This window comes from Streptomyces sp. NPDC056169, from assembly GCF_042268445.1.
Lineage (GTDB): Bacteria > Actinomycetota > Actinomycetes > Streptomycetales > Streptomycetaceae > Streptomyces.
This window is the reverse complement of the sequence record NZ_JBHJUO010000025.1, coordinates 86,024-101,814: the sequence shown is the minus strand read 5'-3', so window position 1 is coordinate 101,814 and position 15,791 is coordinate 86,024. Positions and strand designations below refer to the sequence as shown.

The following is a 15,791-nucleotide window of genomic DNA, read 5'->3' as shown; positions in this document are numbered from 1 at the left end:
CCGGGCCCCACCCGGAAACCGCCGCCGAAAGACCCGTATCCACAGGCCCAAGGCCCCCGGTAACGTCCCGCCCACGCACCCGGCAGACGGACTGAGGAACGACACATGAGTACGGTCAACGGCGGCATCTCGTTCTGGTACGGGCAGGAGGGCGCCCCCGAGCCCCGCGAGCCGCTCCCCGGCGACACCGCCGCCGACGTCTGCATCGTCGGCGGCGGCTACACCGGCCTGTGGACCGCCTACTACCTCAAGAAGGCCGTCCCGTTCCTCAACATCACCGTCCTCGAAGCCAAGTTCTGCGGCTACGGCGCCTCCGGGCGCAACGGCGGCTGGCTCTACAATGGCATCGCGGGCCGCGCCCGCTACGCCAAGCTCCACGGCCACGAGGCCGCCGTCCGCCTCCAGCAGGCCATGAACGCCACCGTCGACGAGGTCCTCGACGTCTGCGAGACGGAGAAGATCGAGGCGGACCAGCACCGCGGAGGCGTCCTCGAAGTGGCGCTCACCCCGGCCCAGCTGTCCCGCCTGAAGGAGTTCCACGCCACCGAACTCGGCTACGGCGAAGCGGACCGCGAGCTGTACGGCGCCCGGGAGACGGCCGCCCGCATCCGCGTCACCGGCGCCGTCGGCTCGTCATGGACGCCGCACGGCGCCCGCCTGCACCCGGTGAAGCTGGTCAAGGGCCTGGCGGCGGCCGTCGAGGCGCTCGGCGTCACGATCCACGAATCGACCCCCGTGACGGAGATCAAGCCGAAGCACGCGATCACCCCGTACGGCACGGTCCGTGCCCCGTACGTCCTGCGCTGCACCGAGGGCTTCACGGCCTCCCTCGCGGGCCAGCGCCGAACCTGGCTGCCGATGAACTCCTCGATGATCGCGACCGAGCCCCTCACGGACGCCCAGTGGGACTCCATCGGCTGGGAGGGCCGCGAGACCCTCGGCGACATGGCGCACGCCTACATGTACGCGCAGCGCACGGCGGACGGCCGCATCGCGCTGGGCGGCCGGGGAGTCCCGTACCGCTACGGCTCGAAGACCGACAACGACGGCCGCACCCAGCCCCAGACGATCGAGGCCCTCCGCGAGATCCTGGTCCGCTTCTTCCCGCAGCTCGCCGGCATCGGCATCGACCACGCCTGGTCCGGCGTCCTCGGCGTCCCCCGCGACTGGTGCGCCACCGTCACCCTCGACCGCTCGACGGGCCTGGGCTGGGCGGGCGGCTACGTCGGCTCGGGCGTCGCCACGGCCAACCTTGCGGCCCGCACCCTCCGCGACCTGATCCAGCAGGACTCGGGCCAGGCGGGCCCGACCGACCTCACGGCCCTCCCCTGGGTCAACCACAGGGTCCGCAAGTGGGAACCGGAGCCGCTGCGCTGGCTCGCGGTCCAGACGATGTACGCGGCCTTCCGAGGCGCGGACCGCCGCGAGCTCACGGGCCACAGCGCGGAGACGGACCGGGTGGCGGTGCTGGCGGACAAGGTGGCGGGCCGCCACTGAGGGAGAAGGGGGCCCGTCGGACACAGCCACCGGGCCCACGACCGACCACCCACGACCGAACACCCCCCACCCCACACCCCCACCCACCAACCCCCGTGGGCTCACTCCACTTCGATCCCGAAGTCCCCCACCAACTCCTCAAGCCCGCCCCGGTACCCCTTGCCGCCGAGGACGAAGTCCCAGTTGCCGCCGGGGCGCCGCCGGAAGGACCCGAGGACGAGCGCGGTCTCCCCGGGCCGCCCGTCGGACACCTCAAGGCGGTCGAGCTCGACGCCGGAGTCGTCCCGCAGCCGGATGCCCGCGTCGGCGAACCCGCCGAGGTCGGCGTCGGGGTTCACCTCCGGATCCACCGCGGCCACCAGCACGAGCCGGTCGGCGCGGGCGGGCAGCGCGTCGAAGCCGACCCGTACGGCGGCCCGGTCGCCGGGGGCGGCCGCCACCATCGCCACGGAACCGTCAGGCGTGGCAGGGTTGTTGAAGAAGACGAACCACTCGTCGCCGAGGACCCGGTTGCCGGCGCAGACCAGGGCGCACACATCAAGGGCGACGGACCCCGACCACACCATGCCGAGCAGATTGAAGTCGTCGTCGGCCTCGGCGGTGGCACCCCCCGCAACCCCTGTACCCCCCGCACCCGCCACGCCCGCCACGCCCGCTTCAGGAGCGGGCTCCGACACCTCCCCCGACCCCAACCGCCCCCGCAGCCCGTGCTGGTGGAGCAGATCGACGAGCTCGACCCCGGAGATCAGCGTCAGCGGCTTCCCGTTGGCGAAGGCGTAGGAGCCCGGCCCGAACTTCGAGGTCGTGACGAGGACGCCCTTGTTGGCCCCGGCGTCCTGCACGGTCCCGTACAGATCGCGTACGGCGGTCGGCGGGACGGTGTTCCGGTACCGCTTCACCTGCACGACGATCGAGCCGCCGCTGATCGGATCGGAATCCAGCGCCTCGACGTCCACGCCGCCGTCGTTGGACCGGCGCGTGGTGACGGCCTGGAGTCCGCGGGCCCGGAACAGCTCGGCGACGAGCCCCTCGAAGGCGATCGGATCCATGGCGAGCAGATCGGGCTCCTCGCCGTCCCCCTGCACGACGACGTCCGAGCCCACCTGCTCGGGCCCGCGCAGCGGCACCACGGCGACCCGCTCCTCGGGCCTGGCGGACAGCCGCCCGGCGAGGGCCCCGGTCAGGCACTCCACGGCCCCGACGAGCTCCAGGTTCAACCGGTCGAAGTCCCGCCGCCCCACGACGACGGAGGCCACGCACACCCGCCCGGCAAGCCCGGTGGCAGGATCGACACCCCCCACGTACCCATTGAGGGCAACGCTCTCCAACACCCCGCCCACATCGGCGGAGAACAACTCCCGCACGGCAAGCAGGACGCTCTGCGCGAGCACGTCCCGATAGAGAACGCGCCGCTGGGTAACGGGCCGAGGCACTTCCTTGTCCTGGTCCGTGCCCGGCAGGTACTTGACCCCCTTGGCGACCGGCACGATGTCGTACTCGGGAAGGTCCCAGTCCAGGACGAAGGTCCGCCCGGCGCGGTCGTAGGCGGCGGCCACCTCGCGAGGAAACCCCTCGGGCCAAGAGGTCGAGGCGAAAAGCACCGCCGAGAAGAACTCGACGACCGTCTCCGGCTCACCGGCGCTCAACGCGTCGGCGGTCCCGGCGATGCCGTCGTTGTGCCGCCGGACCTCCTCGATCCGCGCCGCCGCCCAGGAGTCGTACTCCCGCCGGTAGGCGGCCAGTTGCTCGACGCGCCGCGCCTCGGCGGCCTGCGCCGCGTACCAGTCCCGCTCGAACCGCGCCCGCCCGCCGTGCTCCTGGTAGTACTGCTGGTCCGGCATGGCGACGGGCACGCCCAACGCCCCGGGTGCGAACGGCTCGACGTCCTCGCTCCGCCGCAACCCCTCGACGCCGAAGGAGGGAGCCCGGCACCCGGAGACGAGCAGCCCCTGAAGCTGCGCGACCCGCGCGTCCAGCTCGTGGGTCCGCCGCAGAGCGTCATCCTCGCGATGCCGCCGATAGGCGGCCTTCTGCTCCTTCTGCATCCGGGCGACGTCCCGCTCGTACGCCCGCTGCGCGCTCTCCGCCTCCCTGCGCTGACGCAGCACCGCCTGCTGCTGCCCCTCCCGCTCCCTCTGCGCAACCCGCTGCTGCTCGGCCCAGACCCCGATCAGCCCACCGGAACGCCGCCCCATCCACGCACCCCTCCCCGAACGCCACCTGTACGCCCCCGTACGGCACAAGTGTCCCGGACAGGACCACCCGGGAAAACAGGAACACCAAAGCCTCGACGCCCCGACTGTGCGGCAGGAGCGGGATCGGCCTCGCGGAGGGACATGGACTCGGCACATGAGCACTCGACGACGCAGCACCCCGCCGGCGGCACACTCAGCTGAAGCCGACTTCGACGTCGACGTCGACGGCCGACGAGGCTTCGCGGGTCATCGGCAGGGTCGGCAGCCTGCCTCGCCAGAGGTAACGCTCGCCGGAGATCTCGAAGCCGTGGCGTCGATAGAACCGGATCGCACGTTCGTTGCAGTCGACGACCCCCAGCCGAATGCGGGCAGGCCCTGCCCAGGCGAGGAACTCGGTCATCATGCGGCCACCGAGTCCGTGCCCCTGAGCGTCATTCAGCAAATACATGGGCCCGAGGGTGACCGACTCACCCTCCTCCCAGTGCCCGCAGAGATAACCGACGATCTCCGTCTCGGACCGGACGACACGACAGAAGTGCGGGGCCGGGTCCTGGTCGGCAGCCTCGATGAAGTCACGCCACTGCGCGATCCCTTCCGCCGTGGCGGACGAACCGCGGTGCTCACGGATCCAGGACTCGTCGATCCCCGCGTCTGCGTCGGCGTAGTTCTGCAGCCAGTTCCGCAGGTGCAAGGGCCCCAATGCCGCGGCGTCGTCAGGATGGGCGGCGGTGATCACATAGGCCATGCGAGATGGTACTCACACACCCACAAACCCACCGGAGCACGCGACCACCACACACACCCGGGGAGGTGGACGGATTCCTGCGTAGCAAGTTCCCTTGCTGGGGTTGTCGCTTCCGCGCTGCTGTACCGACGATCTGTTCGTCCCGAAGCAACTTGAGTGAGGGCGCCCCCTTGTGCTGCTACGCCTCTCACCTGCGCTGATGGTCCGCAGAAGTTCGCGGTCGTCCGCCGCTGTTCGTCGGCGTTGTCACGCAGTCAGACACTCACCGCTCATGTCAGTGCCGGTCTTGAGAGGCGGCCCGACTACCGGACAGCTAGCCTCAGAGGTGTTGCTTCGCTGCCCTCACTAGATGAGCAATACCATCCCGCGTGTGCGTCCTTCGCTGATCCAGCTCTGACCGGTTGTCTGTTTTGTGTACGGTCATGATCTCGGCAAGCAAGGTCTCACCCTTGCGGCTCAGCTCTTCATTGTCGGTGAGCATCTGCATCCGGAACAGAGCCTCCTGAGCCTTGGACCTGAGGTCGTATGCCCGGATCCGCACAGCCTCAGCGGCTTCCGGAGGGGGCTGCTCATGCGTACAAAACCAAAGGTGCACGAGACACCGCCGGTAGTCGATCAAAGCCGCCGCATAGGCCGTGTACGCGTCCAGCCGTTCCTGACGCAGCTTCTCGTCCCGTGTGAACTGGTGGCCTCTCTCAGTGATGCGCCGCTGGACTCCCAGGGTGATCCCCGAACCAAGCAGGGTGCCCAAGACGGCGATGGCGCTGGCGATTATGGCTTCCACCCCTGTAGAAGACCACGGCTGTAGAGGCTCTGTGATCGTTTTTGCAGGAGCTGCTGTAGCGCATGCTGATGGAGCAAGTCCTCTGCGTAAGACAGAGCTTGTGGGCCAACAAGCCTCTGCCCACCAACCACCCTTCCCCGCCTCAGCCCCTTCACGGCCGGCACCCGCTCACGAAGCCCCCGCCATGTGCCTCGCTCCCCTGCGCCGGCACCGGATGGGGCAGAAGGCGACGTACGAAGCGGCCGGTACGGAGTGGACAGCCACCGGCTACGTCTTCGCCACCCGCACCGGCCGACCCGTCGAGCCCCGCAACGTCCACCGCTCCTTCGTCCGCGTCAGCGAGACGGCCGACCTCAGGCTCATCCGCCTCCACGACACCCGGCACGGCTGCGCGACGCTCCTCACCGCCGCGGGCATCGCGCCCCGCGTCGTCATGGAGATACTCGGCCACAGCCAGATCAGCATCACCATGGACGTCTACACCCACGTCGTCCAGGACACCCAGCGCGAGGCCATCAGCCACATGGACCGACTCCTGAAGAAACGCCCGAGGCCCGACCGAGGCTGACCGCCCCCGTTGATGTCACCCGTAGGCGCCAAAGACCCCCAACCAAGATCGGTCGGGGGTCTTCGCATGTCCTACCTGGAGCCCCCTGTCGGGTTCGAACCGACGACCCCCGCTTTACAAGAGCGGGAGGGCGTGCACGCGTCTGACCTGCGTGGTTGTGGTGCTGGCTGATCCGATATTCAGGCCCTGTAGTCGCCCCTCGTTCCCCGTGGGTCCCCGCACGTTCTGGCACGGATGTGGCACGGGGTGGGCAACACCTGATCCGTAGCTCTCGCCGGATCAGTCAGCAACGGCCATTCCGGCGGTTGCCGCTCAGAGCCGGGTGGGTCCGAGGCCCTCGCTGACGATGATGCATGCCGACTCTCACACATGGGGATGGTCAGTCGAGAACCGGCCCTGCGTAGGTACGTGCGCTGCACGGGTCCGCAGCTGGGAAGGTCGATATCGGCGATCATTCTTGCGAGATGTGTTTCTGAAGCGGGGAGAGAATATGGAATGGGGAACGATTGCCACCGTCCTTATCGGCGGACTCATCGGCTTGAGCGGTGAAGCAATAGGGAGAATCGGGGCTCGCCGTCAATCACAAATAGCCCGGCAAGAGGCCCTGGAGGACGCCAATATAGCTCGAAGTCAGGCGATTGAAGATGACAACAGAAGGGAGAAGGAAGCCAGAGAGAGGAGTGCCGCAGAAAACATTCTCTCAGCCTATCTGGAGAACCCCATCAGGCTTGTGAATCAGCCCAGGGAGGAGGCCGTGTTGAGTGTTGCCAGGGTATGCACGATCCTGGGCTTCGAGCAGTCCTTCATCCTCGACGCCGAGCTGCGTCAACGCGTCGCTGAGATATGCTATTTCCTGGATCTTGCGGCAGCGGGCGACGTGGGGGGATACACGGTCGCAGAGGTAGGATTCCTTGCCAGGAGTGAGACCCGGATGCTAATGGGGGCATGGGCAAGAGGGGAGGACTTGCCGCCTTCAATCGAAGGGTGGGGGGAGATCCGGCGCAGCCGTTCAGAGATAGAAACACGCTGGCAGCAGGAATTGAGTGATGCGGGGCTGAGAGTGAAAGTACCGCCACTATCCATCTATTAGGGCGCGGGCCCGGCCCTCCCGAGCGAGTAGGTCGATGAAGCTCCAATAGACAAGTCTCCCTCTTTAAGTGATTTTGAAAACCGTCGTGGCAGCGATGTCACTGTGGGTTCAAATCCCACACCCACCGCAGTTGAACGGCCTCTGACCAGGATCGATGGTCAGGGGCCGTCGACGTTTCCGGCCCCACGATTGCCTGGTGCCCCCCGTGACTTACCGCTCGTTCGGGCACGGGAGTGGCACGCTTCCCTGGCCTGGTCCGGGAGTGCTCTTGCCTGCGAAACTGCCTGGGTGAGCCATCCCGCAACAGACGAGCTGTCCTCCGCAGAACGCGCCTTTATGATCAATGCGACCGAGATCGACATCCTGCCGGGCGTCTGGGGTGACCTGGATGAACCACTGAGGTCCGGGCCTGCCTCGGATCTCACCTCGATCCTCATGCCACTTGTCGACAGAGGATGGATCGAGGTGTGCCGGGTGATTCCCTGGACTGCACCCGATGGGGGAGCAGGATTTCAACCCGGACCTCCCATCCCGAAGCAGGACCTTCCAGCCCTTCTGGCAGACGCCGAAAACTGGGAGTACCCGCAGTCTGGCGAGTGGTTGGGATGCCTGACATTGGTACTCACTGAGGCAGGGCAGGGGATCCCCCGGTGATGTGACCTTGAGGCGGCACGCGTCAGCGACTTCGCCCACCCAGACGACACGCTCATCAGCCACGGTCATACCGGCACCGACGCGGAGCGACCACACCGGCCTGTGCCGCATCGCGGCAGCAGCTGCACCCTGCCCGCCCATTCCCGGTGGTGCGGTCGCCTTACGCTCCCGTCATCCGTGACGGCAGGGGTACGGCGCCCCGCCCTCTCAGGCCCGTCAGTCGGCCGCGGTGCGCAAGAGGCCACCCCTCCCTCGCCGCTGGCCGTCTTCTGGTCGCCCGTCTTGGCCGCAGTCGGCAGCGCTCGTGGCTACGCGTGCCATGTGACGGTTGCCGTGCTTGAAGGCCTGCTGTGGCTGCCCATCAACCCAAGCTGTCAGGCGTGCGGACGGCGCCCGGGCTGGAGCGGGGCGTCAGACAGGAGCGCAGGCCCGGGCGACGGGCCGCGCGCGCCGCGCCGTGCGCGGCGGGTGCCTTGATGAGGTAGAGAAACCTGTAACAGCTCCCCCTGTGAGGGCGGTCTTGCCGACGTAGTCGGCAACTGCTGGCATGTAACTCGGGGCAGCTGCGTGGGGGGACTGATGAGCGATCTGACGGTGAGTCCGTGGAAGCGGCATGGCAAGGATCGGCTCTATGTGAACCTGCCGAACGGGGACGCTGTCGCATGGGCAGACCGGGCGACCAAGGTCGTGACGATCAAGAATCAGAAGTATGGGGATGAGGCCATAGTCCTCCTCAGCAGACACCTCGGTGAAGGCGTGACCGTCGGACCCACGCGCGCCGGTGCTGCTGCATCGGTTCCCGCGCCTCGCGCTCAACAGCCAACGCCATCAGCCCGGAGACATCCTTCACGGCCGGCATCCCTCCCACCTCTCTCACCCATTGAAGACCTGGCAGGCCTCCGCCCTGGTGCGGGGATCCTCCGCCGGATGGCTGAGCAAGGACCTTCAACCACCGAACGCTGGGTGGCCAAGCTGCTGCGCCGGTCATCCGATTGGGACAGCTGGTACACCGGGCTTGAGGGGGAGCGGCGTGTCGGCCGAGAGCTGAAGCGTCTGGCCCCACTTGGCTGGCGGACCCTCCACGGCATCCAGAAGAGCAGTGGCGGCGACATTGATCACCTGTTGATTGGTCCGGGCGGCGTGTTCAGCATCAACACCAAGACCCACCGGGGTGCTTCGGTCTGGGTCGGCGACACGATGGCCAAGGTCAACGGCGGCAAGCCGCACCCCTATGCAGCCGCGAGCAAGGCTGAGGCCGAGTACGTACGAGGGGTGTTGGGGCGGTACTGCGATTTCGACGTGCCCGTGGAGCCCGTCCTGGTGTTCGTCGGCGTTGAGCGCTTACAGCGCGCGGCAACCCAGTACAGCGTCCGCGTCTATCAGGAGCGTGAGGTAGCGGCTCTCGGCCCTCTCACTGGCAAGCTCACGCCTGAACAAGTTGAATCCGTGTACGCAGTCGCCCGTCACCGGCGCGCCTGGCTGAGGATGTGACCTTCCTTGCCCCGGAGGAGGCGGCTCGTGAAGCCCCCTTGGCAGAGGCGCTTATACGCATCGACCACGTCGCTAGGCACCTGCTGGCTGATCATGAAGCCTTGGTCCGGATAGACCAGCAGTCGTTGGAGAGCGCCTACGAGCATGTCGATGACCATGCGGACGTCGCCGATCGAATCGACGTAGTCCTGGAGCGCCATAGGGTTCGAAGCGCTGACGATCTCGACTTCGGGCCACAGCTTCCTCGCGGTGGCGTAAGCCCTCCGCTCTTCGTAGGGCTTGCTGATCGGCAGAACTGAGGACACCTCGATGCCGGCCTCGGCGAGGAGGTTCCGCGAGAAGCGGATGTTCTCGCCGGTGTTACGGGCCCGTGGCTCCACCATCACCGCAGAGTCAGGGACGCCGAGTTCGATCGCCCGCTCTTTGTAGTGCACGGCCTCGCCGCGGGGCATGCGTTCGCGTGTCGTCGGGCTGGTCGCCCCAGTGAAGAACGAGCAGTGGGGCCATGCCGCGCTTGTACAGGTCGACTGCGGCGTCGGCCACCCCCAGGTCGTGGCTGCCAAGCCCGATCGCCACTGAGCAGGGCCGGGGGCGTGGCCCATCTGGTGGTAGCCCCACAGGCGCTGTGTGTCGGCCCAGTCCTGGGTGGAGATCCCGACCTCGCTCACCACCTGGAGCACTTCGCCGGTCCCGGGCAGGACGGTCACCTCTTCCGGGGGCCCCGCGGCGGCATTCTCCGACGGAGCAACTTCCGGGACGACTGGACCGCTGCCCGCGCCAAGGCCGGGAAGCTCGGCGAGATGATCCGCCAAGCCCGCCAGGAAGGGCCTTCTGGCACGTAGGTGGCACGGCCGTGATCATGCGAAAGGGCCAGCGCCGGGGAAACATGCCCCTGCGCTGGCCCTTCGCCGTGAGCCCCCTGTCGGGTTCGAACCGACGACCCCCGCTTTACAAGAGCGGTGCTCTGGCCAGCTGAGCTAAGGAGGCAGCGAGTGCAGTGTAACCAACCCCGGCCGGGCGGCGGCCGGAAATCTTGCGGCCTCTGGACTGCTGACAGATCGGGCATCGCCAGGTAGCGTCACTTGCGGTTCACCTAGGTGGACTAGACCTCAATCCTTCCTTTACTCGGATCGTCCGGCACGTTCCTGCCGGTGAAGGGACACATCACCATGGCTTCCGTCACTTTCGACAAGGCGACCCGGGTGTACCCCGGTGCCACCAAGCCCTCCGTCGACCAGCTCGACATCGAGATCGCCGACGGCGAGTTCCTCGTCCTCGTCGGGCCCTCCGGCTGTGGCAAGTCGACCTCGCTCCGCATGCTCGCCGGGCTCGAGGACGTCAACGGCGGCTCCATCCGCATCGGTGACCGCGACGTCACGCACCTGCCGCCGAAGGACCGGGACATCGCGATGGTGTTCCAGAACTACGCGCTGTACCCGCACATGACCGTCGCCGACAACATGGGCTTCGCGCTCAAGATCGCCGGCGTCAACAAGAGCGAGATCCGCGCCAAGGTCGAAGAGGCCGCGAAGATCCTCGACCTCACCGAGTACCTGGACCGCAAGCCGAAGGCGCTCTCCGGCGGTCAGCGTCAGCGTGTCGCCATGGGTCGCGCCATCGTGCGTGAGCCGCAGGTCTTCCTCATGGACGAGCCGCTGTCGAACCTCGACGCGAAGCTCCGTGTCTCGACCCGTACGCAGATCGCCGGCCTCCAGCGCCGTCTGGGCATCACCACGGTCTACGTCACCCACGACCAGACCGAGGCCCTCACCATGGGCGACCGCGTCGCCGTGCTGAAGGACGGTCTGCTCCAGCAGGTCGACTCCCCGCGCAACATGTACGACCGGCCCGCCAACCTCTTCGTCGCCGGCTTCATCGGCTCCCCCGCCATGAACCTGATCGAGGTCCCGATCACCGACGGCGGCGTGAAGTTCGGCAACAGCGTCGTCCCCGTCTCCCGTGACGCCATCGCCGCCGCGTCCGCCAACGGCGACACCACGGTGACCGTCGGCATCCGCCCCGAGCACTTCGACGTGCAGAGCTCGGAGAGCGGCGAGGGTCTGGCCGTGACGGTCAACGTCGTCGAGGAGCTCGGTTCGGACGGCTTCATCTACGGCTCCACCCGCGTCGGCGGCGAGGACAAGGACCTGGTCGTCCGCGTCGGCGGCCGTGACGTCCCCGCCAAGGGCTCCACGCTCCACGTCGTCCCGCGCGGCGCCGAGCTGCACGTCTTCTCCACCTCCACGGGCGCCCGCCTCAGCGACTGATCCCAGTCGCCCGGCCCGTAGAGCCTCGCTGAACGGCCCCGCATCTCTTGCAGATGCGGGGCCGTTCGCCTAGGAGGTCGAAGTCGGGGTTTACCCCGGAAAACCCCGGCATTCAGGGCCCGCCCGCGCCCCCCGCGTCAACACGGAATTCGAAAAGCCGCCTCGAACCATCCCCCGCGAGAGTGACTAAATGTCGCCATATCACTACCGGCCGCTACGCTCGCCTGCGTGACGCACTCTGCCCGCCGAATCGGCCGCTCTCTCGCCCTCGTCCTGCCCGTCGTCCTGGTGCTCTCGGGAACGCTCGCGGTATCCGCCGTTCCGTGGGCCGGCCAGGACTCCGCCACCCAGCTGACGGCCTCCTCCACGGACGTCTCCGTCCGCGCCAAGTCCCGTGCCCCGCAGGATATTCTCCGCGACCAGCTCCTCGCAGAGCTTCAGGAGAAGGACCCCGGCACGGCCCTCACGCACCTCCAGCGCGAGGTCGAGAACCGGCCGTCGATCGCCGAGCACTGCATGTCCATCGCCCGCGCCCTCGGCCGCGCCGCCGTCAAGCACTACGGCCCCTCCCGGGCCCAGTCCTTCTCCCGCCCGGTCTGCGACACCGCGTACGCGACCGGCGTCATGCGGGCGAGCTGAGCCCCGACCTGAGCCCCGACCTGAGACGTGAGCCGAGACGTGGGCTGCGGCGTGAGCCGAGACGTGGGCTGAGCCACGGCCCCCGCCGCGGCCCGCGTCGCAAGCCCCGCCGCGATCCGCGCACCGCGCTCCCTCGCGTATCCGGCCGTCCGGCGTGCGGGCGCCTATCGTTCCCCGTATGCACACCAATCCGACGCAGGCCGTGGTCCTGGCGGGCGGCCAGGGCTCGCGGCTGCGCCCCTACACCGACGACCGCCCCAAGCCGATGGTCGAGATCCCGGGCACCGGGACCCCGATCATCGGCCATCAGCTGTCCTGGCTCGCCGCCGAGGGCGTGACCGACGCCGTCGTCTCCTGCGGCCACCTCGCCGAGGTCCTCCAGGAGTGGCTGGAAACCGCCGACCTCCCCCTCAAGGTGACCACGGTCGTCGAATCCGAGCCCCTGGGCCGCGGTGGCGGCCTCAAGTACGCCGCCGCGCACCTCCCCGCGCCGGACCAGCCCTGGTACGCGACCAACGGCGACATCTGGACCCGCTTCTCGCTCCGCGAGATGGCCGCGTTCCACGCCGAGCGGGACGCCCTCGCGACGCTGGCACTGGCCCGCCCCCGCATCCCCTGGGGCGCCGTCGAGACCGACACCTTCGGGCACATCACCGACTTCATCGAGTCGCCGCCGTCGCCCTACCTCATCAACGCCGGCGTGTACGTCTTCTCCGCTGCCTTCACCGAGCTCCTCCCGGACCTCGGCGACCACGAGCGGACCACCTTCCCCCGCCTCGCCCGCGAGCGCCGCCTGGCGGGCTTCCCGCTGCCCCAGGGGGCGTACTGGCGGGCCATCGACACCGCCAAGGACCTCACCGAGGCCGCCAAGGAGCTCGCCGCCCAGCGGGCCTGAGCCACCGAGACGTACCCCAGCCCAAGTACGCCTCAGTGCACCTCAGTGCACCTCAGTACGCGTACGAGAAGGGCGGCTACCGCATCCCGCGGTGCCGCCCTTCTCTCTTCCGCTCGCGCGCTCAGCCCAGCAGGCCGCCGATCGGGTTCCTCGCGCCGCCCGTCGTCGAGCCGCTCTCCGTCGGGGTGCTGCTGCCGCCCGTCGAGCCCGTGGACCCGGTGGAGCCGCCGCTCGACGAGCCGCCCGTGCTCGTCGGGGTGTCGCTGGTGGTCGGCGGGGGCGCCGGGTTCGACTTCGTGGGCGGACGCGTGGTCGTGGAGGAGGACGACGAGGACGAGGAGCCCGTGCTGGTGCTGCCCTGCGTGGCCGTCGGGCGCTGCTCCTGCGTACGGGTGGACTCCCGGGTCGTCTCCGTCGGCCGGGTCTCCTCCTCGGTCTCCTCGCGCCCTGCGGTGGCCTCCGTGGTCTCGGAGGTCGCGGTGGGCTCGGGCGCGGTGGACGTGCTGCCGGAGGGGGCGCGGCGCGTCGGCTCGGTGGGGAGCGGCCGGCCCGGGAGGTGGTTGATCGGGTCGTCGTTGGGGCCCGGGACGGTGACCATCTCGGTCGAGCGGACCGCGCCGCCGAGGACGGATCCGATGAGGAGGGTGAGGCCGACGACGACCGAGGCGAGGAGCGTGCTGCGGCGCGTGACGCGGCGGCGCAGGGCCCAGAGTTCGGCGCGGGGGCCGAGGGTGCGCCAGGCCTCGCCCGCGAGGCGGCCGTCGAGCGAGTAGACGGGGGCGCCGGCGATGATCAGCGGGGACCAGGCGGCCAGGTAGATGATGTCGGCGGAGTCGTAGACCGGGACGGTCTTCCAGCTGACGGTCAGGATCAGCGCGGCGGAGAGCAGGGCGCCGACCACGGCCGCCGCCCGCTGCCAGAGGCCGAGGACGGTGAGGACGCCGACGACGACCTGGAGGAACGCGACGGTGAGTCCGGCGCCCACGGGGTGCTGGAGGGCGAAGTCGCGGAGCGGTTCGGCGAGGGCCCACGGGTGGAGCGAGTTGAGCCACTTCACCATGGAGCCGCGCTCGCCGCCGTCGAAGTAGACGGGGTCGCAGAGCTTGCCCATGCCCGCGTAGATGGAGATGAAGCCGAGGAAGACGCGGAGCGGGAGGAGGACGACGCCGAGGTTCATCCGGCGGCCCGGGTAGTACGCGTGCCGGACGGGGTCGTGCGCCTGGCGCCGGCCGTCGCGGCCCTCCCGGCCGTCCGCCGTGCCGTCGGCCGCGCCGTACGCCGACCTGCCGTACGCCGAGTCGTCCTCGTACGGCCCCGGGGTCTCGGGCCGGAGCTCGTACACGTCGTCGTAGGCGCCCTCGGCGCGCCGCATCGGCGGCAGCAGCGGCGCGGCGGCGTCGGCGGGCACCACCGGGGTGGGCATGGTGTCGTCGATGCGCGGGATGGCCTGGGTGGCGCCCGCGTCGAGGCCGCCGTGCCCGAGGCGACCGTCGCGGCCGTCGAGGCCGCCGTGCCCGAGGTGACCGTCGCGGCCGCCGCGGCCGACGGCCGGGTCCAGCGTGGAGACGGAGGACTCGCGGACGGCCTGGAGGAGTCCGGTCGCACCCGGCGCGGACTTCCCGGTCCACACGACGGGCCGGCGGCGCGGTGCTCCCCCGCCCGTCCCGCCGCCGGCTCCGGAGAGCGCGGCGACGCGCGGGTTCGCGGCGAACGTCGGCGCCTGAGCCGGCGCGAGCCGCACACGGAAGCTGGCGTGGTTCACGATCACCTGGGCGGGATCGGAGTCCACTTTGACCATGCTCAGCGCGGGCTGATCGTCGAACCCCGGCCGGGGCGTTCTGGTGTCCACACTCATCTAACCGAGTGATCTGGGTTTAGGACACTGCCTTGACAGCTCGCAAATGTCCGAGACCCGTCAAGATCAACGCCGCGGCCGGGGCCGGGTCGTACGAAGAAGTGTTGCGCGGAAGCGTTACGCCATACGGCGGCGGGCCGCCTCGTACAGCACGACACCGGCGGCGACACCGGCGTTGAGCGACTCCGCGCCGCCCGGCATGGGGATGCGGACGCGGTAGTCGCAGGTCTCGCCGACGAGGCGGGACAGGCCCTTGCCCTCGGAGCCGACGACGATGACGACCGGGCCGGACAGCGCCTCCAGCTCGTGGACCTCGTGGTCGCCGTCGGCGGCGAGGCCGACGACCGTGAGACCGGCCTTCTGGTACTGCTCCAGGCAGCGGGTCAGGTTGGTGGCGCGGGCGACCGGGGTACGGGCGGCGGTGCCGGCCGAGGTCTTCCACGCACCGGCGGTCATGCCGGCGGCACGGCGCTCGGGGACGACCACGCCGTGGCCGCCGAAGGCCGCGACGGAGCGGACGACGGCACCGAGGTTCCGCGGGTCGGTGATGCCGTCGAGGGCGACGATCAGCGGGTCCTCGTTGTCGTCGAACGCGGCCGCGGCGAGGTCCTCGGGGTGCGCGTACTCGTACGGCGGGACCTGGAGGACGAGACCCTGGTGGTTCAGGTTGTTCGTCATCCGGTCGAGCTCGGGGCGCGGCGCCTCCATGATGTGGATGTTGCCGCGGCCGGTGGCGAGGTTCAGGGCCTCGCGCACGCGCTCGTCGTTGTCGATGAACTGCTGCACGTACAGGGTCGTGGCGGGCACGCCGTCGCGGAGCGCCTCGAAGACCGGGTTGCGGCCGACGACCATCTCGGACGTCCCCTTGCCGCCGCGGCGGGCGACGGGCTTGCGCTTGGCCACGTTCCGGGCCATCGCGTTGGAGACGCGGAACGCCTTGTGGCCCTTGCGGTCGGTGGCCTTGGGCGTCGGGCCCTTGCCTTCGAGGCCCTTGCGCCGCTGGCCACCGCTGCCGACCGTCGCACCCTTCTTGTTCGACGTGCGACGGTTCCTGCGCTGGCTGTTCCCGGCCATGACTACCTATTTCCTCTAATGCCTGCGTACACAAGTC

Annotated in this window: 11 protein-coding genes, 2 tRNA genes and 2 pseudogenes; 7 read left to right on the top strand and 8 right to left on the bottom strand. The window is 69.2% G+C overall.

The window, feature by feature from the left end; all coding sequences use genetic code 11:
• Positions 1-105 precede the first annotated feature (105 nt).
• The gene (locus ACFC0G_RS34240) at positions 106-1,497 is read left to right on the top strand and encodes an NAD(P)/FAD-dependent oxidoreductase (RefSeq protein ID WP_376411179.1); all 1,392 of its coding nucleotides are present in this window, start codon (positions 106-108) and stop codon (positions 1,495-1,497) included.
• A 101-nt stretch (positions 1,498-1,598) separates the two neighbouring features.
• Here ACFC0G_RS34240 and ACFC0G_RS34235 read toward each other — a convergent pair whose 3' ends face one another.
• The 3 genes from ACFC0G_RS34235 to ACFC0G_RS34225 form a co-directional block, all read right to left on the bottom strand.
• On the bottom strand, positions 1,599-3,692 hold the full coding sequence (locus ACFC0G_RS34235; protein ID WP_376411176.1) for a restriction endonuclease: 2,094 nt from the start codon (positions 3,690-3,692) through the stop codon (positions 1,599-1,601).
• Positions 3,693-3,885: 193 nt separating this feature from the next.
• Positions 3,886-4,437 carry a GNAT family N-acetyltransferase gene (locus ACFC0G_RS34230; RefSeq protein ID WP_376411173.1) on the bottom strand — a complete coding sequence of 184 codons (552 nt, stop codon included), beginning with the start codon at positions 4,435-4,437 and terminating at the stop codon, positions 3,886-3,888.
• 319 nt (positions 4,438-4,756) lie between these two features.
• Positions 4,757-5,221 carry a hypothetical protein gene (locus ACFC0G_RS34225; RefSeq protein ID WP_376411170.1) on the bottom strand — a complete coding sequence of 155 codons (465 nt, stop codon included), beginning with the start codon at positions 5,219-5,221 and terminating at the stop codon, positions 4,757-4,759.
• Positions 5,222-5,399: 178 nt separating this feature from the next.
• Here ACFC0G_RS34225 and ACFC0G_RS34220 point away from each other — a divergent pair.
• Positions 5,400-5,789: pseudogene (locus ACFC0G_RS34220) on the top strand (tyrosine-type recombinase/integrase); the annotation flags it as partial.
• Between the two features lie 76 nt (positions 5,790-5,865).
• Here ACFC0G_RS34220 and ACFC0G_RS34215 read toward each other — a convergent pair.
• Positions 5,866-5,957: transfer RNA gene (locus tag ACFC0G_RS34215), tRNA-Thr, on the bottom strand.
• 322 nt (positions 5,958-6,279) lie between these two features.
• Between ACFC0G_RS34215 and ACFC0G_RS34210 the strand changes: the two genes are divergently transcribed.
• Complete coding sequence (locus ACFC0G_RS34210) at positions 6,280-6,879, top strand: hypothetical protein (protein ID WP_376411167.1); 600 nt, start codon at positions 6,280-6,282, stop codon at positions 6,877-6,879.
• Positions 6,880-8,496: 1,617 nt separating this feature from the next.
• Entirely contained in the window at positions 8,497-9,024 is a 528-nt protein-coding gene (locus ACFC0G_RS34205; RefSeq protein ID WP_376411165.1) for a nuclease-related domain-containing protein, read from the top strand.
• On the opposite strand, the pseudogene ACFC0G_RS34200 reads toward ACFC0G_RS34205, so the two are convergent.
• Positions 8,997-9,626 (bottom strand): annotated as a pseudogene (locus ACFC0G_RS34200) (YdcF family protein). The gene ACFC0G_RS34205 and the pseudogene ACFC0G_RS34200 sit on opposite strands and share 28 nt — an antisense overlap.
• Positions 9,627-9,937: 311 nt before the next feature.
• A tRNA-Thr gene (locus ACFC0G_RS34195) sits at positions 9,938-10,011 on the bottom strand.
• 182 nt (positions 10,012-10,193) lie between these two features.
• On the opposite strand from ACFC0G_RS34195, the gene ACFC0G_RS34190 reads away from it, so the two are divergent.
• The 3 genes from ACFC0G_RS34190 to ACFC0G_RS34180 all read left to right on the top strand — a co-directional run bounded on the left by ACFC0G_RS34190 (position 10,194) and on the right by ACFC0G_RS34180 (position 12,825).
• On the top strand, positions 10,194-11,291 hold the full coding sequence (locus ACFC0G_RS34190) for an ABC transporter ATP-binding protein (protein WP_376411162.1): 1,098 nt from the start codon (positions 10,194-10,196) through the stop codon (positions 11,289-11,291).
• A 228-nt stretch (positions 11,292-11,519) separates the two neighbouring features.
• Positions 11,520-11,930, top strand: a complete 411-nt coding sequence (locus tag ACFC0G_RS34185; RefSeq protein WP_376411159.1) for a hypothetical protein — start codon at positions 11,520-11,522, stop codon at positions 11,928-11,930.
• 178 nt (positions 11,931-12,108) lie between these two features.
• Positions 12,109-12,825 carry an NDP-sugar synthase gene (locus ACFC0G_RS34180; RefSeq protein ID WP_376411156.1) on the top strand — a complete coding sequence of 239 codons (717 nt, stop codon included), beginning with the start codon at positions 12,109-12,111 and terminating at the stop codon, positions 12,823-12,825.
• Positions 12,826-12,946: 121 nt separating this feature from the next.
• Here the strand turns inward: ACFC0G_RS34180 and ACFC0G_RS34175 are convergent, their stop codons facing one another.
• Both ACFC0G_RS34175 and rlmB read right to left on the bottom strand, forming a co-directional pair.
• Positions 12,947-14,680 (bottom strand): DoxX family membrane protein, encoded by a 1,734-nt coding sequence (locus tag ACFC0G_RS34175; RefSeq protein ID WP_376411153.1) that lies wholly within the window; start codon positions 14,678-14,680, stop codon positions 12,947-12,949.
• Between the two features lie 117 nt (positions 14,681-14,797).
• Positions 14,798-15,754: a 23S rRNA (guanosine(2251)-2'-O)-methyltransferase RlmB gene (gene rlmB, locus ACFC0G_RS34170; protein WP_376411150.1), complete on the bottom strand. Its 957-nt coding sequence runs from the start codon at positions 15,752-15,754 to the stop codon at positions 14,798-14,800.
• Positions 15,755-15,791 lie beyond the last annotated feature (37 nt).

Excerpts from the sequence above, each read along its gene's own strand:
- rlmB (WP_376411150.1), bottom strand. The coding sequence starts at position 15,754 with ATGGCCGGGAACAGCCAGCGCAGGAACCGTCGCACGTCGAACAAGAAG.
- ACFC0G_RS34180 (WP_376411156.1), top strand. The coding sequence starts at position 12,109 with ATGCACACCAATCCGACGCAGGCCGTGGTCCTGGCGGGCGGCCAGGGC.
- ACFC0G_RS34235 (WP_376411176.1), bottom strand. The coding sequence starts at position 3,692 with ATGGGGCGGCGTTCCGGTGGGCTGATCGGGGTCTGGGCCGAGCAGCAG.
- ACFC0G_RS34230 (WP_376411173.1), bottom strand. The coding sequence starts at position 4,437 with ATGGCCTATGTGATCACCGCCGCCCATCCTGACGACGCCGCGGCATTG.
- ACFC0G_RS34175 (WP_376411153.1), bottom strand. The coding sequence starts at position 14,680 with ATGAGTGTGGACACCAGAACGCCCCGGCCGGGGTTCGACGATCAGCCC.
- ACFC0G_RS34210 (WP_376411167.1), top strand. The coding sequence starts at position 6,280 with ATGGAATGGGGAACGATTGCCACCGTCCTTATCGGCGGACTCATCGGC.
- ACFC0G_RS34240 (WP_376411179.1), top strand. The coding sequence starts at position 106 with ATGAGTACGGTCAACGGCGGCATCTCGTTCTGGTACGGGCAGGAGGGC.
- ACFC0G_RS34190 (WP_376411162.1), top strand. The coding sequence starts at position 10,194 with ATGGCTTCCGTCACTTTCGACAAGGCGACCCGGGTGTACCCCGGTGCC.